The 24,695-nt window shown below is 73.0% G+C and carries 20 protein-coding genes and 1 pseudogene; 16 read left to right on the top strand and 5 right to left on the bottom strand.

Annotation, left to right across the window (positions count from 1 at the left end; all coding sequences use genetic code 11):
- The first annotated feature begins 50 nt into the window (after positions 1-50).
- The 5 genes from AC3WSN_RS08190 to AC3WSN_RS08170 all read left to right on the top strand — a co-directional run bounded on the left by AC3WSN_RS08190 (position 51) and on the right by AC3WSN_RS08170 (position 5,718).
- Positions 51-1,658, top strand: a complete 1,608-nt coding sequence (locus tag AC3WSN_RS08190) for an aldehyde dehydrogenase (NADP(+)) (RefSeq protein WP_492537204.1) — start codon at positions 51-53, stop codon at positions 1,656-1,658.
- A 72-nt stretch (positions 1,659-1,730) separates the two neighbouring features.
- Entirely contained in the window at positions 1,731-2,711 is a 981-nt protein-coding gene (araD1, locus tag AC3WSN_RS08185; protein WP_492537202.1) for an AraD1 family protein, read from the top strand.
- 1 nt (position 2,712) lies between these two features.
- The gene (locus AC3WSN_RS08180) at positions 2,713-3,639 is read left to right on the top strand and encodes a Gfo/Idh/MocA family protein (RefSeq protein ID WP_492537200.1); all 927 of its coding nucleotides are present in this window, start codon (positions 2,713-2,715) and stop codon (positions 3,637-3,639) included.
- A gap of 72 nt (positions 3,640-3,711) precedes the next feature.
- Complete coding sequence (locus AC3WSN_RS08175) at positions 3,712-5,241, top strand: carbohydrate porin (protein WP_492537198.1); 1,530 nt, start codon at positions 3,712-3,714, stop codon at positions 5,239-5,241.
- Positions 5,242-5,517: 276 nt separating this feature from the next.
- Positions 5,518-5,718 (top strand): hypothetical protein, encoded by a 201-nt coding sequence (locus tag AC3WSN_RS08170; RefSeq protein ID WP_492537196.1) that lies wholly within the window; start codon positions 5,518-5,520, stop codon positions 5,716-5,718.
- Positions 5,719-5,796: 78 nt separating this feature from the next.
- Here AC3WSN_RS08170 and AC3WSN_RS08165 read toward each other — a convergent pair whose 3' ends face one another.
- Complete coding sequence (locus tag AC3WSN_RS08165; RefSeq protein WP_492537194.1) at positions 5,797-6,732, bottom strand: SMP-30/gluconolactonase/LRE family protein; 936 nt, start codon at positions 6,730-6,732, stop codon at positions 5,797-5,799.
- 569 nt (positions 6,733-7,301) lie between these two features.
- Between AC3WSN_RS08165 and msuE the strand changes: the two genes are divergently transcribed.
- The 8 genes from msuE to AC3WSN_RS08125 all read left to right on the top strand — a co-directional run bounded on the left by msuE (position 7,302) and on the right by AC3WSN_RS08125 (position 15,744).
- Entirely contained in the window at positions 7,302-7,868 is a 567-nt protein-coding gene (gene msuE, locus AC3WSN_RS08160; protein ID WP_492537192.1) for an FMN reductase, read from the top strand.
- Between the two features lie 8 nt (positions 7,869-7,876).
- Entirely contained in the window at positions 7,877-8,836 is a 960-nt protein-coding gene (locus AC3WSN_RS08155; RefSeq protein WP_492537190.1) for an aliphatic sulfonate ABC transporter substrate-binding protein, read from the top strand.
- A 15-nt stretch (positions 8,837-8,851) separates the two neighbouring features.
- Positions 8,852-9,913 (top strand): sulfonate ABC transporter substrate-binding protein, encoded by a 1,062-nt coding sequence (locus AC3WSN_RS08150; RefSeq protein ID WP_492537188.1) that lies wholly within the window; start codon positions 8,852-8,854, stop codon positions 9,911-9,913.
- Positions 9,913-10,695 (top strand): aliphatic sulfonate ABC transporter permease SsuC, encoded by a 783-nt coding sequence (ssuC, locus tag AC3WSN_RS08145; protein ID WP_192709227.1) that lies wholly within the window; start codon positions 9,913-9,915, stop codon positions 10,693-10,695. Before AC3WSN_RS08150 ends, ssuC begins: the two co-directional genes overlap by 1 nt.
- Positions 10,695-11,546 (top strand): ATP-binding cassette domain-containing protein, encoded by an 852-nt coding sequence (locus tag AC3WSN_RS08140; protein WP_492537186.1) that lies wholly within the window; start codon positions 10,695-10,697, stop codon positions 11,544-11,546. The genes ssuC and AC3WSN_RS08140 overlap by 1 nt, the downstream gene beginning before the upstream one ends.
- A gap of 115 nt (positions 11,547-11,661) precedes the next feature.
- Positions 11,662-12,837 (top strand): FMNH2-dependent alkanesulfonate monooxygenase, encoded by a 1,176-nt coding sequence (gene ssuD / locus AC3WSN_RS08135; protein WP_238195766.1) that lies wholly within the window; start codon positions 11,662-11,664, stop codon positions 12,835-12,837.
- Between the two features lie 149 nt (positions 12,838-12,986).
- On the top strand, positions 12,987-13,256 hold the full coding sequence (locus AC3WSN_RS08130) for a hypothetical protein (RefSeq protein ID WP_192709230.1): 270 nt from the start codon (positions 12,987-12,989) through the stop codon (positions 13,254-13,256).
- 232 nt (positions 13,257-13,488) lie between these two features.
- Positions 13,489-15,744 carry a cyclic nucleotide-binding domain-containing protein gene (locus tag AC3WSN_RS08125; RefSeq protein ID WP_492537183.1) on the top strand — a complete coding sequence of 752 codons (2,256 nt, stop codon included), beginning with the start codon at positions 13,489-13,491 and terminating at the stop codon, positions 15,742-15,744.
- A gap of 33 nt (positions 15,745-15,777) precedes the next feature.
- On the opposite strand, the gene AC3WSN_RS08120 is transcribed toward AC3WSN_RS08125, so the two are convergent.
- The gene (locus tag AC3WSN_RS08120; protein ID WP_192709232.1) at positions 15,778-16,173 is read right to left on the bottom strand and encodes a DUF3307 domain-containing protein; all 396 of its coding nucleotides are present in this window, start codon (positions 16,171-16,173) and stop codon (positions 15,778-15,780) included.
- A 340-nt stretch (positions 16,174-16,513) separates the two neighbouring features.
- Here AC3WSN_RS08120 and AC3WSN_RS08115 point away from each other — a divergent pair.
- A pseudogene (locus tag AC3WSN_RS08115) lies at positions 16,514-16,999 on the top strand (sigma-70 family RNA polymerase sigma factor); the annotation flags it as partial.
- Between the two features lie 24 nt (positions 17,000-17,023).
- Here AC3WSN_RS08115 and AC3WSN_RS08110 read toward each other — a convergent pair.
- From AC3WSN_RS08110 to AC3WSN_RS08100, 3 genes are read right to left on the bottom strand one after another with little or no spacing between them, the layout of a single operon-like run.
- Positions 17,024-18,436 (bottom strand): MATE family efflux transporter, encoded by a 1,413-nt coding sequence (locus AC3WSN_RS08110; protein WP_492537181.1) that lies wholly within the window; start codon positions 18,434-18,436, stop codon positions 17,024-17,026.
- Positions 18,433-19,764, bottom strand: a complete 1,332-nt coding sequence (locus AC3WSN_RS08105; protein WP_492537179.1) for a lysine N(6)-hydroxylase/L-ornithine N(5)-oxygenase family protein — start codon at positions 19,762-19,764, stop codon at positions 18,433-18,435. The genes AC3WSN_RS08110 and AC3WSN_RS08105 overlap by 4 nt, the downstream gene beginning before the upstream one ends.
- 31 nt (positions 19,765-19,795) lie before the next feature.
- Positions 19,796-20,818, bottom strand: a complete 1,023-nt coding sequence (locus tag AC3WSN_RS08100; RefSeq protein ID WP_492537177.1) for a GNAT family N-acetyltransferase — start codon at positions 20,816-20,818, stop codon at positions 19,796-19,798.
- A gap of 176 nt (positions 20,819-20,994) precedes the next feature.
- Between AC3WSN_RS08100 and AC3WSN_RS08095 the strand changes: the two genes are divergently transcribed.
- Both AC3WSN_RS08095 and AC3WSN_RS08090 read left to right on the top strand, forming a co-directional pair.
- Positions 20,995-23,874 (top strand): amino acid adenylation domain-containing protein, encoded by a 2,880-nt coding sequence (locus AC3WSN_RS08095; protein ID WP_492537175.1) that lies wholly within the window; start codon positions 20,995-20,997, stop codon positions 23,872-23,874.
- Positions 23,875-23,876: 2 nt separating this feature from the next.
- On the top strand, positions 23,877-24,650 hold the full coding sequence (locus tag AC3WSN_RS08090) for a GNAT family N-acetyltransferase (RefSeq protein WP_492537173.1): 774 nt from the start codon (positions 23,877-23,879) through the stop codon (positions 24,648-24,650).
- Positions 24,651-24,695: the final 45 nt, after the last annotated feature.

The raw sequence follows: 24,695 nt of genomic DNA, 5'->3' as shown, positions 1-24,695 counted from the left end.
GGCAGGTCGCGGCGCTTGCGGCGCAGAGCAAACTGACCTAGTTTAATTGTATGAGTAAACAAGCTGCAGAGCCCGGAGCGATCCGGGGCAGCGCCCTGATCGGCGCCGCGGAGGTGACGACCGGGGAGACCTTCCAGGCGTTCGATCCGGCGACCGGGGCGGCGCTGGAACCGCGATTCGCGGTGGCCGGAATACGGGAGGTCGAGGCGGCCTGCGCCCTCGCTGACGCGGCGTTCCCCAGCTTCTCGGAGACCGATCCCGAGACGCGCGCACAGGTCTTGGAAGCCGCGGCGGCGGGCATCGCCGATCTCGGCCCGTTCCTCATCGAACGGGCGATGGCCGAGACCGGGCTGCCCCGCGCGCGCCTGGAGGGCGAGCGGGCCCGCACGGTCGGCCAGCTCCGCCTATTCGCGGATCTTGTCCGGTCGGGCGCATGGGTGCGGGCGACGATCGATCCGGCACAGCCGGAGCGACATCCGCTGCCGCGGCCGGACCTGCGCCGGCGCCATGTCGCGATCGGGCCGGTGGCGGTGTTCGGAGCGAGCAACTTCCCGCTCGCCTTCTCGGTGGCGGGCGGCGACACCGCCTCGGCCCTGGCGGCCGGCTGCCCGGTCGTGGTGAAAGGTCACCCCGCCCATCCCGGAACCGGGGAGCTGGTAGCGCGGGCCCTGCGCGCGGCTCTGGCCGCCGCGGGCCTGCACGCGGGCGTATTCTCCTACCTTCCGGGACCATCGGATGCCCTCGGCGCCGCGCTGGTCGCCGACCCCCGGATCAAGGCCGTGGGCTTCACCGGGTCGCGCGGGGGCGGGCTCGCGCTGATGCGGGTGGCGGCCGGCCGTCCCGAGCCGATCCCGGTCTATGCCGAGATGAGCGCGGTCAATCCCGTCCTGCTCCTGCCCGGCGCCCTGCGGGACCGAGGGACCGCCCTCGCGGCCGGCTTCGTCCAGTCGCTGACGCTCGGCGCCGGCCAGTTCTGCACCAATCCGGGCCTGCTGATCGGGATCGCGGGTCCCGAACTCGACGCCTTCGCGGAGGCGGCCGGAGCGGCGATCCGGGCGAGCGTGCCGCACACGATGCTGACCGCCGGCATCCGCGACCGCTTCCAGCACGCGGTCGCCGCGATGGCGGCCCGCCCGGGCGTGACCGTCGCGGCGCGCGGAGGCTCGGCCGGACCGGGCGGCGCCCCAGCCGCCCTGCTGCGCACGGACGCGCGCACCTTCCTCGCGGAGCCGGCGCTCGCCGACGAGATGTTCGGACCCGCGGCGATCCTGGTGGCGGCCGCCGACATGACGGAGCTCATCCGGGTCATCGAGGCTCTCGGGGGGCAGCTCACAGCGACGCTGCACCTCGACCGCGCGGACGAGCATCTCGCCGCCAGGCTGGTGCCGCTGCTGGCGCGCAAGGCCGGCCGCATCCTCGCCAATGGCTGGCCCACCGGCGTGGAGGTCGCCCCCGCGATGGTGCATGGCGGCCCGTTCCCGGCGACCTCGGACAGCCGCAGCACCTCGGTCGGCACCCTGGCGATCGAGCGGTTCCTGCGCCCGGTCTGCTACCAGGACCTGCCCGACGCGCTCCTGCCGGCGCCCCTCCGCCCGGGTAATCCCTGGCGCCTCGCCCGCCGGATCGACGGCATCGTCAACCCGCCGCCTGGACGCTGACCAGGCCATCGCGCCCGCAGAAGGCGCGTCTTCGGAGCCGCCCAGCGCGGCCGCTCTTGGGAGGAACGCAACATGGGACGATCACTCCTACAATTCCGTCGCGCTGACGGGACGCGGGGCGTCGCGCTGCTGGCCGACGGTCGGGTCCGGCAGGTTCTGGGCGTCGACAGCGTCCTCGCGCTGGCGCGAAAGGCCCTCGCGGCCGGGGATGATCTGGCCGCGACGGCGGTCCGGGCCGGGCTGGGCGAGGCCGTCGATCTCGACGCCGTGCACCTGCTCCCGCCGATCGACCACGCGGATCCCGCGCACCTGCTGCTCAGCGGCACCGGCCTGACGCATCTCGGCTCCGCGGAGGGCCGGGACAAGATGCACCGCGCCGCGGCGGCCGATCCGGCGCCGACCGACTCGATGCGCATGTTCCGGATGGGCGTCGAGGGCGGCAAGCCGGCGCCGGGAGAGACGGGCGTCCAGCCCGAATGGTTCTACAAGGGCGACGGCTCCTGCCTGGTCGCCTCCGGCGAGCCGCTGGTCTCGCCGGCCTTCGCCCTCGACGGCGGCGAGGAGCCGGAGATCGCCGGGATCTACCTGATCGCCGCCGACGGCACGCCGGTTCGTCTCGGCTTCGCCCTCGCCAACGAGTTCTCCGACCACGTCACGGAGCGCGGCAACTACCTGTGGCTCGCGCATTCGAAGCTCCGCCCGGCCGCGCTCGGCCCGGAGCTGTGGCTCGGCACCCTGCCGCCGGACGTGCGCGGCGTGAGCCGCATCCTGCGCGGCGGCACCGTGCTCTGGGAGAAGCCGTTCCTCTCGGGGGAGGCGAACATGTCCCACACGATCGCGAATCTGGAGCGGCACCACTTCAAATACGCACCGTTCCGCCGGCCCGGCGACGTGCATGTCCACTTCTTCGGGACCGCCACCCTGTCGTTCAGCGACGGCGTCACCGCCCGGCCCGGCGACGTGTTCGAGATCGAAACCGCCCCGTTCGCGCTGCCCCTGCGCAATGCCCTGGCGGTCGCCCCGGCGGCCGATCCAGCCGTGACGGTGCGGTGAGATGGCGAACCCGATCCGCATCGGGCTGGTAGGCGTCGGCAAGATCGCCCGCGACCAGCACCTGCCGGTGATCGGCGCCTCGCCGGACTACACCCTGGCGGCGGTGGCGAGCCGCCAGGGCACGCATGACGGGGTGCCGAACTACCGGACCCTGCCCGAGATGCTCGCAGCCGGGCACGGTCTCGAGGCGGTGGCCCTGTGTCAGCCGCCGCAGGCGCGGTTCGAGGCCGCCCTGGCGGCGATCGAGGCGGGGCTCCACGTCTTCCTAGAGAAGCCCCCGGGGGCGAGCCTGGCCGAGATCGGCCTTCTCGCGGCGGCGGCGCGGGCGCGGGGCGTGAGCCTCTTCGCGAGCTGGCACTCCCGGTACGCGTCCGGCGTCGAGCCCGCGCGGCGCTGGCTGGCGGGGCGCCGGATCCGCGCGGTGTCGATCGCCTGGATGGAGGATGTCCGCCACTGGCACCCGGGCCAGGACTGGATCTGGGAAGCCGGCGGGATGGGCGTGTTCGATCCGGGGATCAACGCCCTGTCGATCGCGACCCACATCCTGCCGCCCTTCTTCCTGACCGGCGCGACCCTGTCGGTGCCGGAGAACCGGCAGGCGCCGATCGCCGCCGATCTGCGCTTCACGGACGCCGCCGGCAGCCCGATCCGGGCGGTGTTCGACTGGCGCCAGACCGGCCCGCAGACCTGGGACATCCGGGTCGAGACCGAGGACGGCTTCCTGGTGCTGTCGCGGGGCGGCGCGGTCCTCACGATCGACGGCCGGGACCAGCCTCTGCCGCCCGAGGCCGAGTACCGCGGCCTCTACGACCGTTTCGCCGCCTTGGTCCGCTCCGGCGCCAGCGACGTCGACCTGAATCCGCTCACCCATGTCGCCGACGCCTTCCTGCGCGGCGAGCGCCGACTCGTGGAGGCCTTCACGGACTGACCGGCACGGGTCCGAGCGGAACACGAACGCGACAGAGCCGATCAGGGCCGCGCGTCACTGGGGGAGTCAATCATGAGGAAGACCACGCGATGGGCGGCGCTCGCCTTGTGCGCCGCCACGGTCTCGGCGGGCCTAGGGCCGGCCGAGGCACAACAGGCGGATCCCGCCCTCGACGGGGCACCGGCTCTGGTGCGGCCGGGCCCGAAGGCGAGCCGCGCGCAGAAGGCCCAGTACCGCGCGAACCGTGCCCGGCGCCGGACCATCCGTGAGGCCCGGAGCTTCGCGGGTGCCAGCAGCGCGGCGGCCTCGAGCATCGCGCAGGGCAGCACCGCGGCCCCGCCCAGCCTGCCGCCCGGCACGCTCGACCTCGGCAACGGGATCACCATGGTCCTGAACTACACGGGCGAGTTCGCCGCCAACCCGAAGGGCGGGATCCGCCAGGGCTCGGATTATGCCGGCCAGGTGTTCTTCGGCCTCGACGCCGATCTCGGCCGACTCGCCGGGATCGACGGCGGCGCGGTCCACGCCATCGTGACGGAGCGCCACGGGCGTAGCCTGTCGAACGACTTCATCGGCAACACCACCAGCGTGCAGGAGATCTACGGCGGCGGCCAGACCGCGCATCTCTCGTCGCTGTCCTACGAGCAGAAGCTGTTCGACAACCGCCTCGACGTCGAGGTCGGCCGCCTCCTGGCCAACCCGAACTTCCTGGCCTCGCCGTTCTACTGCAACTTCCAGAACAACGGCATCTGCGGCGCTCCGAAGGGGGTGTTCAAGATGACGAACCTGACATGGTGGCCGATCGCCACCTGGGGCGCCCACGGCAAGGCCTGGGTCACCGATAGGGTATTCGTGCATGCCGGCGTCTACGAGGTGAACCCGCGCGATCAGCAGGACGACCAGAACGGCATCGACTGGTCGACCCGGGGCGCCACCGGCGTCGTGGTGCCGGTGGAGGTCGGCTACTCGACCAATTTCGGCAACGATTCGCTGCCGCGCAACTACGGCATCGGCGCCATCATCGACCAGTCGGACTACAAGGATCCGGTGCAGGACGTCCGCCGCGGCTCTTACCTGCTCAGCGGCCTGAACGAGCTGACCCGGTTCGGCCGGTCGGCGATCTACGCCCGGTTCGACCAGATGGTCTGGCGACCGGATCCGACCGCCGTCCAGGGCCTGACCCTGTTCGGTGCGTTCCTCGCCGGAACGGGCGGCCGCCAGTATGAGGATTACTTCCTGAACGGCGGCGCCGTCCTCACCGGTACCTTCCCGGGCCGTCCCTACGACACTCTGGGCGTCGGCTTCGCGCTGGAGCATTTCTCCCCGCTCGGCCTCGCCAATTACCGGGCTGCGCGCGCGTCGCTCGGCCTCGACAACCGCAGCATCGCCGCCATGCAGACCATCCTGGAGCTGAGCTACGGTATCCAGCTCACCCCGGCGGTGCGCCTGATGCCGAACCTGCAATACGTCATCAACCCGCAGCCGCAGGAGAAATTCGCCTTCCGGCCGCGGGCGATCCCCGATGCCGTCGTGGTCGGCGCGAAGCTGTCGGTGGACCTGTTCACCCTGGCAGGCCTCGCCAAGGGGCCGGGCAGCAACTGACGCCGGCTCCCGACCGTCGCGTGCCGGCCCGCGACGCAGAGAGCCGATCGAGACCGGCCGCGCGGATCGTCTGCGCGGTCGCTCCGTTTTCAGGCCCACCTCAGCGCCCGGACGAGCCGGCGCCGTCGGGCGCCCGGCCGGGGAGGGGCCGATACCCGGGATGGTGCGCCATCCGCCGGAACCTCCGGACCGGGTCCGCATTGACTCCTAGATTATAGCTGTTCTAATTCGCAAGAGAGAACGGCACGACGCCGATCCGATCAGGAGACCCGCGACATGGCCAACGCGCATTGCGAGAGCTGCAAGTTCTTCGACGAGCACAAGGGCAATGGCGCCGCCGCCCTGGGCGATGCCGGCCTGTGCCGGTTCAACCCGCCGGTCAGCCAGCCGGAGCCGGAATCCAAGGGCCTGTGGCCGGTGGTCTCGTCAAGCGACTGGTGCGGCCACTTCACGGCCGAGATGAGTGCGGCCGAGTAAATCCGCCGCCGCGGCGAATGATCGGGGCCAGCCATCGCGGCTGGCCCTTTTTCGTGCGCGACGCCGCGCTGGGCGCGCTCAGCCTGGCCCGGCGGCCACGTCGATCGCGTAGAGATGCGCCTTGGACGTGATGAACAGGCGCGCCTCGCCCGGACCGAAGCAGCAATTCGAGCAGACCTGCGGGGTCGGGATCAGCCCGAGCCGGTGGCCGTCCGCCGAGAGGACCTGAATGCCGGCCTCGGAACTCGTCCAGATCCAGCCGCGGTGGTCGACGCACAGCCCGTCCGGAACGCCGGGCTCGACCGCGGCGACGACGCGCCGCTCGCCCAGCGTCTGATCGGCCGCCACCGGGTAGGCGTAGATCGTGTGCCCGTCGCCCCCCGCCGTGCGGGACGTGTCGGTGACGTAGAGCGTGCGCCCGTCGGGCGCGAAGGCGAGGCCGTTGGGCTGTCCGAGTTCGGCGACGCGCGTCAGGGCGGCGCTGGCCGGATCGAAGCGGTAGACGCTGTGATGGCCGAGATCGGACTCGGCGAGGCGGCCCTGCCGCGGCGTGTTGAGCCCGTAGGCCGGGTCGCTGAACCACAGGGCCCCATCCGCGGCGCAGACCACGTCGTTGGGGGAGTTGAAGCGGTTGCCCCGGTAGGACTCCACCAGCACCTCGTAGTGCCCGTCCGGTCGCGTGCGGGAGAGGCGGCGGTTGCCGTGCTCGCAATGGACGAGATGGCCGTCGCGGTCGACCGTGTTGCCGTTGATGAACGGCGTCGCGTCGATCACCACCTCGACCCGCCCATCCGGATGCCAGCCGAGAACCCGCCGCCCCTCGATATCCGACCAGGCCAGGATCCCGCGGGCCGGCCACCAGACCGGCCCCTCGCAGAACACCGCCTGATCGTAGAGCGCGACGAGCCGGGCCGCAGGCGGCATCACGGCAGCGAAGCGGGGATCCTGCGCTTGCGGCGGATCGACATGCGGAACCGGATCGGACGGCCCGGCAGGACGCAGCAGGTCTGGCATGGCGGGATCAGGTTCCTTCCCGGGAATGGTCCCGCGCCGGGTCGACACCCGGTCGGCACCGTCCTCCGGTTCCGGGCGGCGCCACGGGCGGCATGAGAGCGGGGCCCGGACGGGGCCTTGAGACCGCTCAGCCCGGACAACCGTGCCGGGCAGCCCGGGTTCTCGGCCCTGAAGCAGCCCGTTCGACTCGGCACCCGATGCGCGCGCCGGACCGCACCGCACACATCATCGCGGATCAGCAGAATGTCCCATTCGGCGAGCAGTTCGAGAGTAATTTATCCCAGATATGGCTCGCTCAAGAGACTAAAACGTCGTCTGCGGCTGATCTCAGACAGGCGGGCATGATCGACCGCGCGCAATCCGCGAATCCTGCGGGATAAAACAAGGCTCGAAAACCGCGATCGTGAGGAGAATGTTTTTCTCTCAAGGACGAATTCGGAAAGCCGTTTCATTGACGTCGGTCGCGCCGGCCATCAATTCTGGTGGCTAGTTTGGATGTCCGATCGCGCAGCCTCCGCTCCTCCCGACGGGAGCGATTCGCCATCCCGCTCCACCGCAAGGCATCGAGAATGACACGACCGAGACTCGTCGGGCTGAGCGCGAACCTGCAGCGCCCGTCCAAGACACGCACCCTGGTGGATGCGGTGCTGCGCGAGGCGAGCGCCCAAGCCGCCCTCGACGCCCGCATCCTCGACTTCGTCGATGCCGGTCCGGGTCTCGGTGCCGCCTGGAGCCGCGACCAGCTCGCGCCGGCCGCCCGCAGCGTGCTCGCGGCGATCGAGGAGGCGGACGGGCTCGTGGTCGGCTCCCCGGTCTACAAGGGCGCCTATACCGGCCTGTTCAAGCACCTGTTCGACCTCGTCGACCCGGCAGCGCTCGCTGGCAAGCCCGTAGCCATCGTGGCCACCGGCGGTGGCCCGCGCCACGCCCTCGTGGTCGAGCACGCCTTCCGGCCGCTCTTCGGATTCTTCGGCGCGCTCCAGATCCCGACGGCGGTCTACGCTTCCGATTCCGATTTCAGCGAGGGCGTGCTCACCGAGGGAGGCGTGCGCGCCCGCGCCACCGAGGCGGGCGGGCAGCTCGCCGCGCTGCTCCTCCATCGTGCCGACCCGCTCGCGCTTGCCGCAGCGGAGTAAGGCGGCCGATGCTCGACCGACGCGCCCTGCTGGCCGCCCTCGCGGCCCTTCCCCTTGCACCGGCTCCGGCCCGGCGCGCCGTCGCGGCCGAGTCCGGCTTGGTGCGCATCGGTTACCAGAAGAACGGCATCCTGGTCGTCGCCAAGCAGCAGGGAATCATTGAGCGGCGCCTGGAGCCCCTCGGGCAGTCGGTGCGCTGGGTCGAGTTCTCCTTCGGGCCACCGCTGCTGGAAGCCCTGTCGCTGGATGGCATCGATCTCGGCCAGACCGGCGATGCGCCGCCGATCTTCGCGCAGGCCGCCCGCTCGAACCTCGTCTACGCGGCCGCTCAGGAGGCCGGCGGGTCCGGTGCCGGGATCCTGCTGCCGAAGGATTCCACGATCCGCAGCCTCGCCGCGCTGAAGGGCAAGCGCGTCGCCTTCGCCAAGGCGTCGAGTTCCCACAACCTGACCATCGCGGCGCTGGAGAAGGCCGGCCTGAGCTACGCCGACATCGAGCCGATGACGCTGGCGCCCGCGGATGCCGCGGCCGCCTTCGCCCGGGGCAGCATCGACGCCTGGACAATCTGGGACCCGTATTTCGCCATCGCCGAGCAGGGGGAGGGGGTGCGCGTGCTGGCACGCGCCACCGACATCACCCCGCAGAACAACTTCTTCCTGGCGAGCCGGCCCTTCGCGGAGACCCGCGCCCCGGTGCTCACCGCGGTGATCGACGCGCTCGGCGAGGTGGCGGCCTGGTGCACGCAGCACCGCGGTGCGGTGGCGGACCTCCTGTCACAGGGCACGGGCGTGCCGCTGGCCGCGACGCGGCGGGCGGTGGACCGGACCGACTACGTGATCGGCCCGATGACCGACCGCGTCGCCGCCGAGCAGCAGCGGGTCGCCGATCGCTTCCACGCCCTCAAACTGATCCCGAAGCCGATCCGCATCGCCGACGCGGTCTGGACACCCCCCGCCCGCAACGGCTGACGCCTCTCGAGATCCATGACCGACCGATCGCTCCGCACCCTGTCCCTGCCGCCCGCCGGACTCGCGCCGAACCGCCGGCTGCTTCTGTCCGCCGGACTCGGCCTCGCGGCGGCCGCGATGCTGCGCCCCGCCCGCGCGGCCGGAAGCATCCGGATCGGCTACCAGAAATACGGCTCCCTCGTGCTGCTGAAGGGTCGCGGCACCCTGGAGAAGGCGCTCCAGCCGTTGGGCACGACGGTGGCGTGGTCGGAATTTCCGTCCGGACCGCCGCTGCTGGAGGCGCTGAATGCCGGGGCGATCGATTTCGGCTCGGCGGGCGAAGCGCCGCCGATCTTCGCCCAGGCCGCGAGCCCGGAGCTGCGCTACGTCGCCACCGAGCCGCCGGCGCCACGGGGCGAGGCGATCCTCGTGCCCAAGGACAGCCCGATCCGCAGTGTCGCCGAGCTGCGCGGCAAGACCATCGCGCTCAACAAGGGCTCGAACGTCCATTACCTGCTGGTGCGCGCCCTGGAGCAGGCCGGCGTGCCCTACGACGTCGTGAAGCTCGCCTTCCTGGCGCCGGCCGACGCCAACGCCGCCTTCGTGCGCGGCTCCGTCGACGCCTGGGTGATCTGGGACCCGTTCCAGGCCGCCGCCGAGCGCGCCACCGGGGCCCGGGTCCTGATCGACGGGCAGGGGGTCGACGGGCGAGGGGTCAACGGTCAGGCGCTCGCCCCCAACCGGCAGTTCTACCTGTCCCGGCGCGGCTTCACGGATGCGAGCCCCGAGATCGTCTCGGCCGTGCTCAAGGCGATCGGGGAGGTCGATGCCTGGGCCGAGGGCCATGCCGAGGCGGTGGCGGCGGAACTCGCCCCCTCGGTGGGCATTCCCGCGCCGGTCCTCAGCGTCGCGCTGGGGCGCCTGTCCTACGGCGTCGCACCCCTCGACGCGACGGCGATCGCCGACCAGCAGAAGGTGGCCGACGCCTTCCACGGTCTTGGCCTCCTGCCGAGGCCGATCCGGGTCGCCGACGCCGTGTGGACGCCGCCCGGGCCCACGAACGACACCAAGTCCGAGAAGCGGACGGAGAACCGTTGATGCGCCCCTCCAAGCTCGAGCGTCTGCGCGACACGGCCCTGCCCTGGCTCGTGCCGGCGGTGATCCTGCTGGGCTGGCAGGCCGCGGTCTCGGCCGGCCTGGTCTCCAACCGGTTCATGCCGGCGCCCCTCGACGTGGTCCGGGCCGGCTGGGAGGCCGGGCGGACCGGCGAGCTCTGGACCAATCTCGGGGTCAGCACCCTGCGAGCGCTGGCGGGCTTCGTGGTCGGCGGCGGCATCGGCTTCGCGCTCGGCCTCGCCAACGGCCTGTCGCGCCTGTCGGAGCGGCTGACCGACACCTCGGTGCAGATGGTGCGCAACGTGCCCCACCTGTCGCTGATCCCGCTGGTGATCCTGTGGTTCGGCATCGGCGAGGAGGCCAAGCTCTTCCTGGTCGCGCTCGGCGTGTTCTTCCCGATCTACGCCAACACCCTGCACGGCATCCGCTCGGTGGATCCGGGCCTCGTGGAGATGGGCCGGGTCTACGGCATGTCCCGCACGGAGCTGTTCACCCGGGTGGTGCTGCCCGGCGCCCTGCCGTCGATCTTCGTCGGCCTGCGCTACGCGCTCGGCATCATGTGGCTGACGCTGATCGTCGCCGAGACGATCTCGGCCTCCTCGGGGCTCGGCTACATGGCCATGCAGGCCCGCGAGTTCATGCTGGTCGACGTCGTCGTGCTGGCGATCCTGATCTACGCCGCCCTCGGCAAGCTCGCCGACGCCCTGACCCGCCAGCTCGAGCGCGCCTGCCTCGCCTGGAACCCCGCCTACAGGAGCGCCTGATGCTGCTCGACGCCGTCCGCCGCGAGGCCCTTCCCGACCTCGGCACCGATCCCCGGCAGGCCGCCGCCGCGCCGGCGCGGCCCCTCGCGGAGCCCGCCGGCCGCGGGATCGCCGTCACCGTCCGCGACCTGCACAAGAGCTTCGACGGCAACGCCGTCATCGAGGGCCTGAACCTGTTCCTGCCGGCCGGGGGGTTCACCGCGGTGGTCGGACGCTCCGGCTGCGGCAAGAGCACCCTGCTGCGCCTGATCCTCGGCCTCGACACGCCGACCGGCGGCCGCATCGACCTCGAAAAGCCGGACAGCAGCAGCCCGCGCCGGTCCGAGCCGCCGAAGCGGATCATGTTCCAGGAGCCGCGCCTGCTGCCCTGGGCGCGGGTCGTCGACAACGTCGCGGTCGGCCTGTCCGGCCACGGCTCCCGGGCCGAACGCCGGGAGCGGGCGCTCGCCGCGCTGGCCGAGGTCGGCCTCTCCGACAAGGCCGGGCAGTGGCCCGCCACCCTGTCGGGCGGCCAGCGTCAGCGCGTGGCGCTGGCACGGGCGCTGGTGAGCCGGCCGGGCCTGCTCGCCCTCGACGAGCCGCTGGGCGCCCTCGACGCTCTGACCCGGATCGGCATGCAGGACTTGATCGAGCGGATCTGGCAGGCGCAAGGATTCACGGCGCTCCTCGTCACCCACGACGTCGCCGAGGCGGTGGCGCTGGCCGACCGCATCCTCGTGGTCGACGAAGGCCGGATCGCCCTCGACCTGCGGGTCGACGTGCCGCGCCCGCGCCGGCGCGGCGACCCGGATCTCGCCCGCCTCGAGGGCCGCATCCTCGATCACCTGCTCGGCACGCAGCCGAGCGACTGATAGCAGGCCGCCGTTGCCCCGAAGCGGCAGCCTGCTCTAGCTCTTGGAGATCGCCGGATGCGAGACGTCGGATCCGGCTTTTCCGCATCCGGCCCCGGCCGCAATGGAGATTCCGATGACCGCACCGACTGACGGGCGCGCCGACGTCCTCTGGTTCCTGCCGACCCACGGCGACGGGCGCTATCTCGGCGCCCAGGAGGGAGCCCGGGAGGTCTCGCTCAGCTACCTCCGTCAGATCGCGCAAGGCGCGGACGAGCTCGGCTATTACGGCGTGCTGCTGCCCACGGGACGCTCCTGCGAGGATTCCTGGATCGTCGCCTCGGCGCTGGCGCCGCTGACCAAGCGCCTGCGCTTCCTCGTGGCGGTGCGGCCGGGCCTGATGGAGCCGTCCGCGGCGGCGCGCATGACCGCGACCCTCGACCGGATCTCGGACGGGCGCCTCCTGATCAACGTCGTCACCGGCGGCGACCCGGTGGAGCTCGCCGGCGACGGCGTGTTCCTGTCCCACGACGCGCGCTACGCGGTCACCGACGAGTTCCTGACGATCTGGCGCGGCCTGCTCGCGGGCGAGACCGTGACCTTCCAGGGCGAGCACCTGCGCACCGAGAACGGCCGGGTGATCTTCCCGCCGGTGCAGAAGCCCTATCCGCCGCTCTATTTCGGCGGCTCCTCGCCGGCCGGGATGGAGGTCGCGGCCGAGCATTGCGACGTCTATCTCACCTGGGGCGAGCCCCCGGCCCAGGTCGCCGAGAAGATCGCCGCCGCCCGGCAGGCTGCCGAGGCGAAGGGCAAGACCTTCTCGTACGGCATCCGCCTGCACGTGATCGCCCGGGAGACGGAGGCCGCCGCCTGGGAGGCGGCGGAGCAGCTGATCTCGAAGCTCGACGACGCCACGATCGCCAAGGCGCAGGAGACCCTGAAGCGGCAGGATTCCGTCGGCCAGAGCCGCATGATGGCGCTCCATGGCGGCAGCCGCGACAAGCTCGTGGTGGCGCCGAACCTCTGGGCCGGCGTCGGCCTCGTCCGCGGCGGCGCCGGGACGGCGCTCGTCGGCTCGGCCGATCAGGTCGCCGACCGGATGAAGGAGTACATCGACCTCGGGATCGACCGCTTCATCCTCTCGGGCTACCCGCATCTGGAGGAAGCCTACCGCTTCGCCGAGCTGGTCTTCCCGAAGCTGCCGCTGCGCCCGACCACGGGCCGGCCGGTGGGCAATGCCCGTAACGACGGCCCGTTCGGCGAGATCATCGCCAACGACCTGGTCCCGACCCGCCGCGTCGGCGCGCACTGACCGGCAGATCGGCTTGGCCCACAATATTGGGCATGGCTGATCTGCAATCGTGCCATCCGGGTGTCATGGTGACGCCATCCTTGGCGTCCATCCGCCCCGCCCATTGCCGCGCGACGCGCTCGCGCGGCTTGGACGAGTAAAGGATGTCCATGACTACGACCAAGACGGCCCTGTTGGCCATCGGTCTGTGCCTCGGCCCGGCCGCGGCCTTCGCGGAGCAATCCCCGGCCCGGGAGGCGCTCAAGCAATACTGCACCGGCGACTACATGGATTACTGCAGCGCCTACGCGCCGGGCGGACCGGAGGTCGAAGCCTGCTTCAAGGCCAATCTCAAGAAGCTCTCCCCCGGCTGCTCGGCGGCGATCACCGCCTACAAGAAGGAGCAGCGGGCGACCCGGCGCGTCAGCGAGGCGCGCTGAGCGCCGTCGCGGCTTCGCCCCGTCTCGGGACGAGGCGGCGGCCTCAGCGCAGGATCCGGGGGCGGCTCCGGGCCGCCGGCCTGCACGATAATTTAAGCGCCTCGCTGTCATCAGGTTACGACAGAGTCCGGCCAAGCTTGAAGCCCGTGAACCCGCGGCGATCCGCACGCGCGCCAGCACGGGATCTGCCGCGTCGGTCCGATCGGGACTTCGAGCAGCGGAAGATGTGCTGATGACGACAGCCGAGATAGCGCCCGCCGCGGCCGAACCCCGGGCGGATGCCCGGACGGCGCTGCTGCGCGCGGCCCGCATCGTCGCGGCCGCGGCCGTCACCGTGATGGTGCTGCTGCTCGACCTCATCAGCTACGCGCAGCTGATCTTCTCGGGGCCTCTGGCGGAGAGCCGGGCCGCCGGCCTGTCGGCGCTGCTCGCGGCCTACGTTCTGGGCAGCCTGGTCTTCATCGCGATCCGCCGGACCGCGCGGGTCTCGCTCTCCTTCATCGGTGCGGCCGCGATCGTGCAGGCGGCCATCGCCGCGGCGGTGGCCGGGCAGCTGGAGGAAGCGGGCGTGACCGATCCGGAGACGGTCGGCCAGCTCGTTCTCGTCGCCTGCGGCGTCTCGACCTTCGCGGCCGGCGTGGTCTTCGCGCTGCTCGGCACCCTGCGGGCCTCGCTGCTGGCGCAGCTCCTGCCCTACCCGGTGCTCGCCGGCTTCCTCGGCGGCGTCGGGCTGCTGTTCCTGCGCAGCGGCGTGCAGATCGGCGGCCATGTCGACGATCCGCTCGGGGCGGTCGTCCGCGCCATCGATCCGGCGACCCTCGATTCGGGCCGGATCGATGCGGGCGCCCTCGCGCGCATCGCCCTGACGCTCGCCATCGGATTCTGCGCCTTCTACCTGCCCCGGATCGTCCGGCACTGGGGGACCTATCCCACGGTCATCCTGGCGAGCCTCGTCGTCGTGCATCTCGGCCTGGCCTGGACAGGCACCAGCATCGGGGCCGCGCAAGGGGCGGGCTGGCTGATCGAGCCGCTGCCGGCGGGCTCCCTGCTGCGCCCGCCGGCCATCGGCAGCCTTCTGGCCTTCGATCCGCACCTGCTCCTGCCGATCTGGCCCAAGATCGCCACCCTGGTGATCGTCGCGGTGATCATCCAGATCCTCTACGTGGTCAGCGTCGAGCTGGAGATCCGGCGCGAGCTCAACATCGACCGGATCTTCGTCGCCTCCGGTGCCACCAACCTCGTCGGCAGCCTGTTCGGCAGCTCCGCCATGGGCTTCGGCCGGACCTCGACGCTGCTGCTGCACAATATCGGCGGCGGCCACTGGCTCGGCTGGTGGCTGACCCTCGCGGTCATGGCGGCGCTGCTGGTGATCGGCGCCAGCCCCCTCGCGCTGCTGCCGCGCCCGTTGGCCGGCGGCGCCCTGATCGCCATCGGCATCGGCCTGCTGTTCAACCTGTCGCTCGCGTGCCGCACCCTTCCCGGCTGGGAGATCGCCATCGCGCTGGTCGTGTGCGCGTCCACCGCGTTCTTCGGCGCGACCACGGGCTTCCTGGTCGGCGTCGTCCTGGCGATCCTGATCTTCGGCGTCGAGTACGGGCAGATCGGCGCGATCCGCCGGTCGCTGTCCGGGGCGGACAGGCGCAGCAGCGTCATCCGCGGTCCCGACGCAGCCGCCCGGCTCGAGGCGGCCGGCGGCCGCACCCGGATCTACACCCTGCAGGGCTACCTGTTCTTCCTCAACGCGCAAGCGGTCTACCGGCGGGCCGCCGCGGAGGCCGGGCCCCTGCGCGTCCTGATCCTCGATTTCCGCGAGACGGTGGGGCTCGACAGCTCGGCGCTCATCGCGTTCCGCAAGATCGGGCAGCTCGCCGAGCAGCGCGGCTTCGACGTGCTGCTGGTCCATCTCACACCGCGGGCGCTCCGGCAGGTCACGCGCAACGGCCTCGCCGGCGAAGCGCGGATCCGGATCCTCGACACCCTGGACGAGGCCCTGCGGGCCGCGGAGTCGACGCTGCTCGCGGAGGCCGGGGGCGCCGGTCCGGGCGAGGTCGCGGTGTTCGCCCGGCACATGGCCGACCGGCTGGGCGGCGCGTCCGGGCCGGGCGACTTCGCCCCCTACATGACGGTGCGCGACCTCTCGGCCGGCGCGGTTCTGATGCGCCAGGGCGAAGCGGCCGAGGCGCTGTACTTCCTCGAGACGGGCGTCGTCTCCATCGAGATGGAGGTGCCCGGCCGCGCCAACCTGCGGTTGCGCACGACCACGGCCGGGACGGTGATCGGCGAGATCGCGCTGGTGCAGGGCGGCCGGCGCACCGCCACGGCCATCGCCGAGACGTCCTGCCGGGTGGTCGGGATCGATCGCGCCGCCCTCGCCCGCATGGAACGGGAACGGCCCGACCTCGCGCTGTTCTTCCAGCGCTTCCTGATCCTGGAACTCGCCGGCAAGGTCTCCGACACGAACCGCCTGCTCGAGGCCGAGATGCAGTGAGTCGCCCGGGGGCACCGGGAGGCATGCCGCGGCTCAGCCCGCGGCCAGCACCACGGCGAGCCCGATATGGGTGACCTGATGCAGGAACTGGTCGGCGCCGATCAGCCACCAGAACCGGGCGTCCGTGGGCGGCAGGCGCGTCCGCTGGCCGACCAGGGCCTTGCCGCGGTCGATCGCCGTGTGGATCGCGAAATCCACAAGCGCCAGCCACCACAGGGCCGGCTGGACCATCAGGGCGATCAGCAGGGTGCCGAGGCCGTGCAGGGCGGTGTGGGCGCAGAGCGGGGCGAGCCAGCCCGAGCCGCGCTCCTTACCCTGCGCCATCCAAGTGCTCTGCAGGAGGAAATCCGCCCCGAGCTGCTTCACCGCGAAGGCGAGGAACAGCAGCGCGAAGGCCCCAACCGGAACAGGCGTGTCGACGGACGGCATCGCGGCCCTGGCTCTCCTCCTCCGGCCCCGGGGAACAGGTCCGAGACCCGAATCGGGGACGGGCCAGCATACACGCCCGGTCCTGCCCTGACGCGCAGCGGGGCGTGGACGCCGGGTGCCCGGGGGCCCGTGCCGGCCCCAGCATAGAGAATGAAAAATTCAGAACGCCGGCAGGAGGAAAGTATCTTCCCACGGTCGCAAAGCAAAAAATCCCGTGGTTTATCTATAGACCTGATGTCGATGAGTTTTTAATCGTTCTAATTCATGAAGATAAATATTGTTTGGTAAATGGTGCGCGTGTTAGCCGTCACACCTGCATGGACCGTGCAAGCGTGACAATGTGAGCGCGACAGTGGCGACCTTGAAGCGCGACGTCGGGCACGACGTCATCCACGACGGCCGCGATGAGACCACGAACGCGGCCGGGTTCGGCGCCCTCGCGGTGTTCGAGCGCCATCGCGTCACCTATCTCGCGAGCGCCCGCCGCATCCTCGGCTGCCCGGCACAGGCAGAGGACGTGGTCCAGGATGTCATGCTCCGGCTCATCGCCGATCCGCCCGCGGCCGCGGAGGGCATCCTGGCCGCCTATGTCGGGCGGATGGTGCGCAACCTCGCCCTCGATCGGGCGCGGCGGCGCGGCTTCGAACGGCGCCTGTTCACCGGCCTCGACGACGCCCCGGACCCGGCCGATGCCGGGGCGGGGACGCCCGAGGGGGCCGCGGCCTCGCGCGAATCCCTGCGGCAGGTCGAGGCCGCGGTGGCCGAGCTGCCGGAGCCGGTGCGCACCGCGTTCCGGCTGCACCGGGTCGAGGGCGTGCCGCAGACCGAGATTGCGGCCCGGCTCGGCGTCTCACGCGCCCTGGTGTGCGGTCTCGTGCGTCGGGGGCACCTGCACTGCCTCGCGGCCCTCGACCGCCGCTGCGAGGCCTGCCCGGCGCGCCTCCGCGAGCCAGGCGAGCATCAGCACCAAGCCCAGCCCGTCCGCCAGGATCTCCGCCGCGACCCGGCTGGCGAGCACCCCCGTGTAGCCCATGAGCGGCGGCAGGATCAGGAGCGTCGGGATCAGCGCCAGCCCCTGCGCGGCCAGCGACACCGCCGCGGCCCGGCGCGGCGCGGCGATCGCCTGGAACAGGGTCGCGGCGGTGAGCTGTAGGCCCACGGGCACGAAGGCGGCGGCGAAGACCGTGAGGGCGCGGGCGCCTTCGCGGGCTGTGTCGGAATCCTGTGCGAACACCCCGACGAGCGGCCCCGCCAGCGCGAGCATCAGCCCGCCGACTGCGGCCCCGTAGGCGAGGGCAGCGGCCAGCACGAAGAACAGGGCGCGGTGGAGGCGGTCCCGGCGGCCAGCGCCGGCGGCGTGGCCGAGCACCGCCTGGGCGCCCGCCATCATGCCGAGCAGCGGCAGGGCCGCCACCAGGGTCAGGCGCAGGGCGATGCCCTGGGCGGCGACCGCAGCGTCGCCGTAGGGGGCGGCGGCCTCCACGAACAGCGCCATCGCGAAGGCCGCGAGCAGGCTGGAACCGGTGGCCGGAACGGCGAGCCGCAGGGCCTCCGGCAGCAGACCGGCCGCGCTCCGGCCGCCGGGCCATCGGAACCGGATCCGGTCCGGGCCACGCGCCCGGGCGAAGTGCAGGCCGTAAGCTCCGGCCCCCGCGAGCTGCGCGCCGATGGCCGCCCAGCCCGCGCCGGCGGTGCCGAGGCCGCAGACGCGGATCAGCACCCAGTCGAGCAGGATGTTCAGGCCGAAGCCCGCCATCATGATGGCGCCGCTCAGGCGCGCGTGGCCCTGGGCGCGCACGATGAAGCCGCCGACGATCATCACCAGCATCAGGGCCGTGCCCAGGGTGGACAACGCGGTGTAGGGGGTGGCCGCTTCGGCCAGCGCGGCATCGGCCCCGAGGAGGCCGAGCCAGAACGGCGTGTCGATCAGGATCGCGGCCGTCACCGCCAGCCCGGCCGGCAGGCTCAGCCAGAAGCCCAGGGCGGCGGCCGCGTCGGCCCGGCGGCGGTCGCCCGCACCCAGCGCCCGCGCGACCTGCGAGGCCGCCGCGATCCCGGCGCCGTAGCCGAGCGCCGCGACCAGCAGCGTCACCGGGTACGCGATGGCGATGGTGGCGATGGCCGCCGCGCCGAGATCGGCCACGAACCACGCATGGACCAGCATCTGCAGCGTGTGGGCCGAGATTCCGAGGATGGCGGGGCCCGACAGGCGCAGGACCAGGGCGACGACCCCGTCCTGGTCGAGGTCGACCGGCCGCCTCACGGCGCCGTCGCGGCGGGCCGGATCGCGGCGCGGGCCGCGCGCTCCGCGTCGAGGATCGTCCGCGCGATGGCGCCGGCCCGCACCGGCAGGATCGACAGAAGCGTCTCGGTCAGCCCGTGGGTCGGCTCGCTGAAGCCCTGGAGGTGCAGGCTCACCCGCGGCTCCGCGGAGACGAGCGGCAGGCGGTAGTGCCGGTCCGCGGTCGCGCCATCCATGTACGGGCGCACGGGATCGAGGATCGCCGGCACCGTGGCGCGCTGGTAGCCGGTGGCGCAGATCACCGCCGCGTAGGGCTGCCGCTCCTCAATCCCGGCGACGTCGTCGCGCAGGGTCGCGCACAAGCCCTCGGCGGCCGGCTCCAGCGCCACCACCCGGGTGCTGCGCCGCAGCCGGTAGCGGGTCACGCCGCTGACCTCCTGCTCGTAGAGTGTCGCGTAGAAATCCTGGATCAGGTCCGCGTCGACCACCGCGTAGTTGGTGGACCGGTGCGCGGCGATCAGCTCGGCCCGCACCGGTTCCGGGGCGTCGTGGACGCGGTCGACGGCGGCCGGGTCGAAGATCTCGTTGACGAAGGGGCTGTCGTCCGCAGGCTTCAGGGCCGGTCCGCGGATCGCGAGATCGACCAGGGCGCGCGGGTAGCGCTCGCCGAGATCGGTGGCGATCTCCACGGCGCTCTGACCCGCGCCCACCACCAGGATGCGCGGCTCCGGCCCGTCGAGGCGCGGCGCACCGAGGGCCTGCGCGATCCCCGGCAGGTACCAGGACGAGTGGATCACCCGCCGGTCCTGGGCGTGCGCCGCGAAGGGGGCGGGGATCGCCGGGTCGCCGCCGGCCGCCACGACCAGGTGCCGGCAGCGGCGCAGGCGGCGCGCCCCGGCCCCGTCCCGGGCCTCGACCACGAAGGCGGCGAGCCGCCCGTCCCGGGTCTCGGGCCGCACGGCCTCCACGGTCTCGCCGTAGGCCACCACGTCGGAGAAGCGATCCGCCGCCCAGGCGAGGTAGTCGTTGTACTCCACCCGCGACGGGTTGAAGATCTTGAGGTTGAGGAAGGTGCTGAGCCGCCCCTTCACGTGCAGGTAGTTGAGGAAGCTGAACGGGCTCGTCGGGTCGCGCAGGGACACGAGGTCCTTCACGAAGCTGATCTGCATGTCGGCTCCGGGCAGCATCATCGCCCGGTGCCAGCCGAACTGCGCCTGCCGCTCGATGAAGCGCATGGCGGGTCGGGGCGGCCCGTCGCGCATGGCGTCCTGCAGGGCGATTGCCAGGGACAGGTTGGCCGGGCCGAAGCCGATGCCGATGATGTCGTCGGTTGCGGGGTGATCCGTCATCGCGCGCGTCTCTGCTCGATCGGAGGAGGGTCTAGACCGGCACGGACGGGGGTCGCGGCGCCGCGTCGGCGGCCGCGGCGCCCGGCACCCAGAGCCGGTCGCGGACGAAATGCGCCCGCGACAGGGCGACCAGGGCCGCGCGCTTGTGCGGGAAATCGACGGTGGCGATCGTCGCGAAACCGGAGGCGTGGAGGTTCCGGATCTGCTGGGCGTGGTCGGCCCGGGGCTCGCCGACGATGCGCTGCGTGCGCGGCTCGTCCAGGAACAGATAGTGCATCAGCGAGGGGAGCCAGGCCGAGAGGTACGGCCGCCCGCGCACGGCGTCGTCGCCGATCGCCACGTGCCAGCCGCGATCGTAGGGGCCGGATTCGTAGAGCGGACCGAGCCGGCTCTCCCGCGCCCAGTACAGCTCGAAATAGCCGAACGGCGCCCCGTCGAGACAGCCGAACAACGGCAGGGTCGCGGGGTCGGCCTGGAGCTGGGCGATATGGGCGGCGTGCGCCGCGAGGCTGCCGGTCTCCTGCCAGACAGCGGCGACCCGGGGATCGTTCATCCAGGTCGAGAACAGGATGATGTCGCCGGGCTCCGTCAGGGTCCGGAAGCTCAAGCGCCGGCCGAGCCAGGGGATGGTGCGCGCGTAGACCGTGCCGGCCGGCGTCTCGGGCCGCAGCGGGTGCCGACGGCCCTGCGTGACGGTGAACAGCTCGGGGAAGGGGGGCCGGACGGCCGGGAGCCAGCGGGCGGCGCATTGCCAGAGCAGGCCCGGCAGGATCTCGACGCCGCCGCCGATGCGCCGGGCGGCCCCGAGGGCGAGCAGCCGCCCGGCCGTGTCCGGATCGGCCTCGACGCCGATGCGCAGCACCCGCGTGTCCGCGGCGGTCAGCGCCTCGGCGCGCGCGAGGATCGCCGCCGCGGCCTCCGCCGGATCGCCGAGGCCGTTGAGGCCGTTGAGGCGGATCACCGGCGCCTCCCGCGTCCCGTCCAGGGCGAGCGAAACCCGCGCCGCGTCGTCCGTCCCGCCGTCGTGCGTGCTGGGCCTCGAAGCGTCCGTCATCCGTCCTCCGGGTGGCGCCGGCGCGTGTCGCCGGCACCTCCCTGACGGTTGGGGCCGCGCGGTGTTCAGGCGATGGGCGCGGATGCCGTTCCGGCCGCCACGGGTACGCCGCCGTGAACGCCACCCCGCTTCAACCGTCAGTCCGTCGAGGCCCGGAGCGGCGCAGGAGCGAGCGGATGGACAGGCAGGCCGGCCAGGAGGCGAGTGCGGAGGCGAGCGCGGAGACGCGAGCGGATTGGACGCTGGGCCCGGTGGTGGTGGCGTTCGACCGGGCCGGGCACGGCGCGTTCTGGCCGGCTCGGCGCGCGCTGCCCGCCGGCTGGACGCGCGCCTGCGATCCCTGCGGGATCGACGCGGCGCGCGCCTGGATCGCGGATCCGGCGCACGCGCCCGGGCCGTCCCAGGCGACGCAGCCCGCCCCCGACGCCGACCGCGAGACCGTCCCGGCCCGCCTCGCCCGCCTCGCCGCGGCGGCACCGGAGCGGCCGGCCGTGCTGTTCGACGGGGAGATCCTCACCCGCGGCGCCCTGGACGCCCGGGCGGCCGCCCTGGCGGCCGGGCTCGCCGCGCGCGGGATCGGGCGCGGCGACCGGGTCGCGGTGGCGCTGGACCGGTCCCCGGACCTGATCGTGGCGCTGCTCGGCGTGCTGCGCGCCGGTGCCGCCTTCCTGCCGCTTGATCCCGCCTACCCGGCGGCCCGGGTGCGGATGATGCTGGCGGATGCCGCCATTGCGCACTGTCTCACGATCCCCGAGATCGCCGAACGCCTCGCGCTGCCCGCCGGGATCGCGCGGCTCGATCCCGCCGCCTTGGCCGCCACCTTCACCGCCGCCTTGCCCGACGGCCCGGCCACCGCCATGCCGGAGCCGGGGGATCCGGCCTACCTGATCTACACCTCGGGCTCGACGGGCACGCCGAAAGGCGTCCTCGTCGAGCACGGGCCGCTCGCCATGCATTGCCGCACCACCGCGGCGGCCTACGCTATGGGCGAGGCCTCGCGCGAGCTCCACGTCCTGTCCTTCGCCTTCGACGGCGCCCACGAACGCTGGATGACGCCCCTCATCGCCGGCGGCTGCGTCGTGCTGCGCGGACCCGAGCTCTGGACCGCGGCCGAGACCCTGGCGCAGATCCGCCGCCACCGGGTGACCCATGCGGGCTTTCCCACGAGCTTCATCGGCCAGCTCGCCGAATGGGCCGAGCGGCTGGGCGCCACGCCCTCGGTCGAGGTCTACTCCTTCGGCGGCGAGGGCATGGCCCGCGAGACCTTCGCGCGGCTCGGCCGCGCGCTGAAGCCCCGGCTGCTGATCAACGGCTACGGACCGACCGAGTGCGTGATCTCGCCGCTGATCTGGAAGGTGCCGCCGGAGACGACCTTCGACGAGCCCTACGCGCCGATCGGCGGACCGGTCGGGGCCCGGGCGGCCTACGTGCTGGGGCCCGACCTCGAACCCGTGGGGGAGGGGGAGACCGGCGAGCTCTACATCGGCGGCGGCCTCGCCCGGGGCTACTGGCGGCAGCCCGCGCTCACCGCCGAGCGCTTCCTGCCGGACCCGTTCGCGGAAGGCGGCGGCCGGATGTACCGCACCGGCGACCGGGTGTGGCGGCGGCCCGACGGCAGCCTCGCCTTCGCGGGCCGGGCGGACGACCAGGTCAAGATCCGCGGCCACCGGATCGAGATCGGCGAGGTCGAGGCGGCGCTCCGCGGGCTGCCGGGGGTCGCGCAGGCCATTATCCTGCGCCGGGACGGGCCGGCCGGCGCCTATCTGGCGGGCTACGTCGTCCCGGCCCCCGGCCGGCGTCTCGAGGCCGGGCGCCTGCGCGCCGGCCTCGCCCGCACCCTGCCGGAGCCGATGGTGCCGGCGAGCCTGACCCTGCTCGACCGGCTGCCGGTGACCGCCAACGGCAAGCTCGACCGCAACGCCCTGCCGGATCCCGCCGCCGACGACCGGCGCGGGCGGCCGCCGGGCACCGCCACGGAGCGGCGGCTCGCGGGAATCTGGTCCGAGGTGCTGGGCTTCCCGGTCCGGGTCGCGGATCGGCGCTTCTTCGACCTCGGCGGCGATTCCCTCTCGGCCCTGCGGCTGGTGGCGCGCCTGCGCCTGATCGCGCCCCGGGGCGGGATCGGGGTGGCGGATCTCCTGCGCGATCCGACCATCGCCGAGCTGGCGGCCCGGATCGAGGCCGGGGCGGCCTCCGCCGAGGACGGGCCGGCCCCCATGGTCCGGCTGTCCGCCGGACGCCCGGGCAGCGGCCGGCCGCTGCTCGTGCTGTTCCCGGGGCTGCTCGTCAGCACTCGGGAATACGAGCCCCTGGTCGCCCATCTCGGACCGGAGCAGGCGGCGCACGGCTTCCTCTGCGCCTCGCTGGTCGAGGACGTGCGGCCCCTGCCGGCCGTCGCCGACCTCGCCGCCGCCTATGCCGAGCGGGTGCGCGCCCTGATGCGCGACCGGGCGGGCCGTTGCGTGTTCCTGGGCTGGTCCTGGGGCGGGGTTCTCGCCTACGAGACCGCCCGCCTTCTCGGCCCGGACTTCCCCCTGGACTGGGTCGGGATGCTCGACGCCTGCGGGCTGGAGCCCACCTTCGCCCCCGGCGCCGGGCGGCCCCTCGGGCCCGAGGAGCGGGCGGCGCACGCGGCGATGCTGGCGGCCTGGCTCGAACGCGCGCCGATGCGGCCCCATTGGGAGGCCCTGCGCGCCCGCATGGATCCGGAGGCGGAGGCGCAGTTCCTGCGCTTCCTCGCCGCCGAGCCGCAGCCGCTCCCCGCCGACGGACCCGAGGTCGGCAGCCGGGAGCGGATGCTCTGGACGCTGGTCGACCACGCCATCCAGTTCCGCGCCCTGCGGCTGGAGCCGGGCGCGGTGCCGATCCGGAGCTTCGTGGCCGCGGACTCCCTGGCTCGCGGCCTGCCGGTGATCGACTGGGCTCCGCTCACCGGCCGGCTCCTCGCGGTGGAGACCGTCCCGGAGACCGACCATCTCGACATCGTGCTGTCGCCGCACCTGCACGCCCGGATCGCCGCGCTGACGGCCGCGTCCCCGGTCTGGAGCGCGGCCTGACCATGCGGGACCCCGATAGCGCGTTCGAGGCCCTGCGCGACGCCCATGTCGCGGCGCTGACCGGCTCCCTGATCGACGGGGTCGAGCACGGGCCCGGAGGAGCCGGCTACGTCTGGTCGCGCGGCATCCCGGACCCGACCCTGAACTTCGCCTACGGGGTGCGCCGTCCGGACCAGTTCGCCTGGGCGGGGGCGGCGGCCCTCGGGCGCGCCCGCGCGCCGGCCTTCCTGGCCCGCGACGCCGCGGAGGTCGCGGCCCTGGACGCCCTGTTCGAGCCCGCAGCCCGCTATCCGGCGTGCTGGATGGTGGCGCGGCCGCCGGCGGCGCAGGCCGTCTCGGGCGCCTCGGTCGCCGTGCACGCCGCCCCCGCGCCCGGACCGGATTTCGAGGCGGTCTTCGCCAACCTCTCCGACGACCCCGCCGTGCGCACGCATCTGCGCCGCCACTACCTGCCGGCGCTCCGGGCGGCCCGGGGGCGGCCTGGGCTCGCGCCGGTCCACATCGTCCTCAGCGATGCCGGCGGCCCGGCGGCCTGCGCGAGCCTCTACCTGCGCGGCGACACGGCCGGGCTCTACAACGTCAGCACCCGGGCCGACCGGCAGCGCCGGGGACTGGGCACGGCCGTGACCGCCGCGGCCCTGCGCGAGGCGCGGGCGCGCGGGGCCGCCCAAGTCTTCCTGCAATGCCCGGCCGGCGGCGCCGTCGAGGCGCTCTACGCCAGGGCCGGCTTCCGGGCGGTCTGCGCGCCGACCCTGCTGTGCACGAGCCCGCCCTAGCGGGGGCGGCCCGTCCCAGGTCGTGCGCCGTGTCGGGGTGCGCCC

This window comes from Methylobacterium sp. FW102-HT35C08 (assembly GCF_058790235.1).
The sequence above is the reverse complement of the archived record's forward strand: the minus strand, read 5'-3'. Positions and strand labels throughout refer to the sequence as shown.

Coding starts and splice junctions, on each gene's coding strand:
- AC3WSN_RS08125 (WP_492537183.1), top strand. CDS start 13,489: ATGACGACAGCCGAGATAGCGCCCGCCGCGGCCGAACCCCGGGCGGAT.
- AC3WSN_RS08190 (WP_492537204.1), top strand. CDS start 51: ATGAGTAAACAAGCTGCAGAGCCCGGAGCGATCCGGGGCAGCGCCCTG.
- AC3WSN_RS08140 (WP_492537186.1), top strand. CDS start 10,695: ATGCTGCTCGACGCCGTCCGCCGCGAGGCCCTTCCCGACCTCGGCACC.
- AC3WSN_RS08165 (WP_492537194.1), bottom strand. CDS start 6,732: ATGCCAGACCTGCTGCGTCCTGCCGGGCCGTCCGATCCGGTTCCGCAT.
- ssuC (WP_192709227.1), top strand. CDS start 9,913: ATGCGCCCCTCCAAGCTCGAGCGTCTGCGCGACACGGCCCTGCCCTGG.
- ssuD (WP_238195766.1), top strand. CDS start 11,662: ATGACCGCACCGACTGACGGGCGCGCCGACGTCCTCTGGTTCCTGCCG.
- AC3WSN_RS08130 (WP_192709230.1), top strand. CDS start 12,987: ATGACTACGACCAAGACGGCCCTGTTGGCCATCGGTCTGTGCCTCGGC.
- AC3WSN_RS08180 (WP_492537200.1), top strand. CDS start 2,713: ATGGCGAACCCGATCCGCATCGGGCTGGTAGGCGTCGGCAAGATCGCC.
- msuE (WP_492537192.1), top strand. CDS start 7,302: ATGACACGACCGAGACTCGTCGGGCTGAGCGCGAACCTGCAGCGCCCG.
- AC3WSN_RS08100 (WP_492537177.1), bottom strand. CDS start 20,818: ATGACGGACGCTTCGAGGCCCAGCACGCACGACGGCGGGACGGACGAC.
- AC3WSN_RS08090 (WP_492537173.1), top strand. CDS start 23,877: ATGCGGGACCCCGATAGCGCGTTCGAGGCCCTGCGCGACGCCCATGTC.
- AC3WSN_RS08150 (WP_492537188.1), top strand. CDS start 8,852: ATGACCGACCGATCGCTCCGCACCCTGTCCCTGCCGCCCGCCGGACTC.
- AC3WSN_RS08175 (WP_492537198.1), top strand. CDS start 3,712: ATGAGGAAGACCACGCGATGGGCGGCGCTCGCCTTGTGCGCCGCCACG.
- AC3WSN_RS08170 (WP_492537196.1), top strand. CDS start 5,518: ATGGCCAACGCGCATTGCGAGAGCTGCAAGTTCTTCGACGAGCACAAG.
- AC3WSN_RS08155 (WP_492537190.1), top strand. CDS start 7,877: ATGCTCGACCGACGCGCCCTGCTGGCCGCCCTCGCGGCCCTTCCCCTT.
- AC3WSN_RS08105 (WP_492537179.1), bottom strand. CDS start 19,764: ATGACGGATCACCCCGCAACCGACGACATCATCGGCATCGGCTTCGGC.
- araD1 (WP_492537202.1), top strand. CDS start 1,731: ATGGGACGATCACTCCTACAATTCCGTCGCGCTGACGGGACGCGGGGC.
- AC3WSN_RS08120 (WP_192709232.1), bottom strand. CDS start 16,173: ATGCCGTCCGTCGACACGCCTGTTCCGGTTGGGGCCTTCGCGCTGCTG.
- AC3WSN_RS08095 (WP_492537175.1), top strand. CDS start 20,995: ATGGACAGGCAGGCCGGCCAGGAGGCGAGTGCGGAGGCGAGCGCGGAG.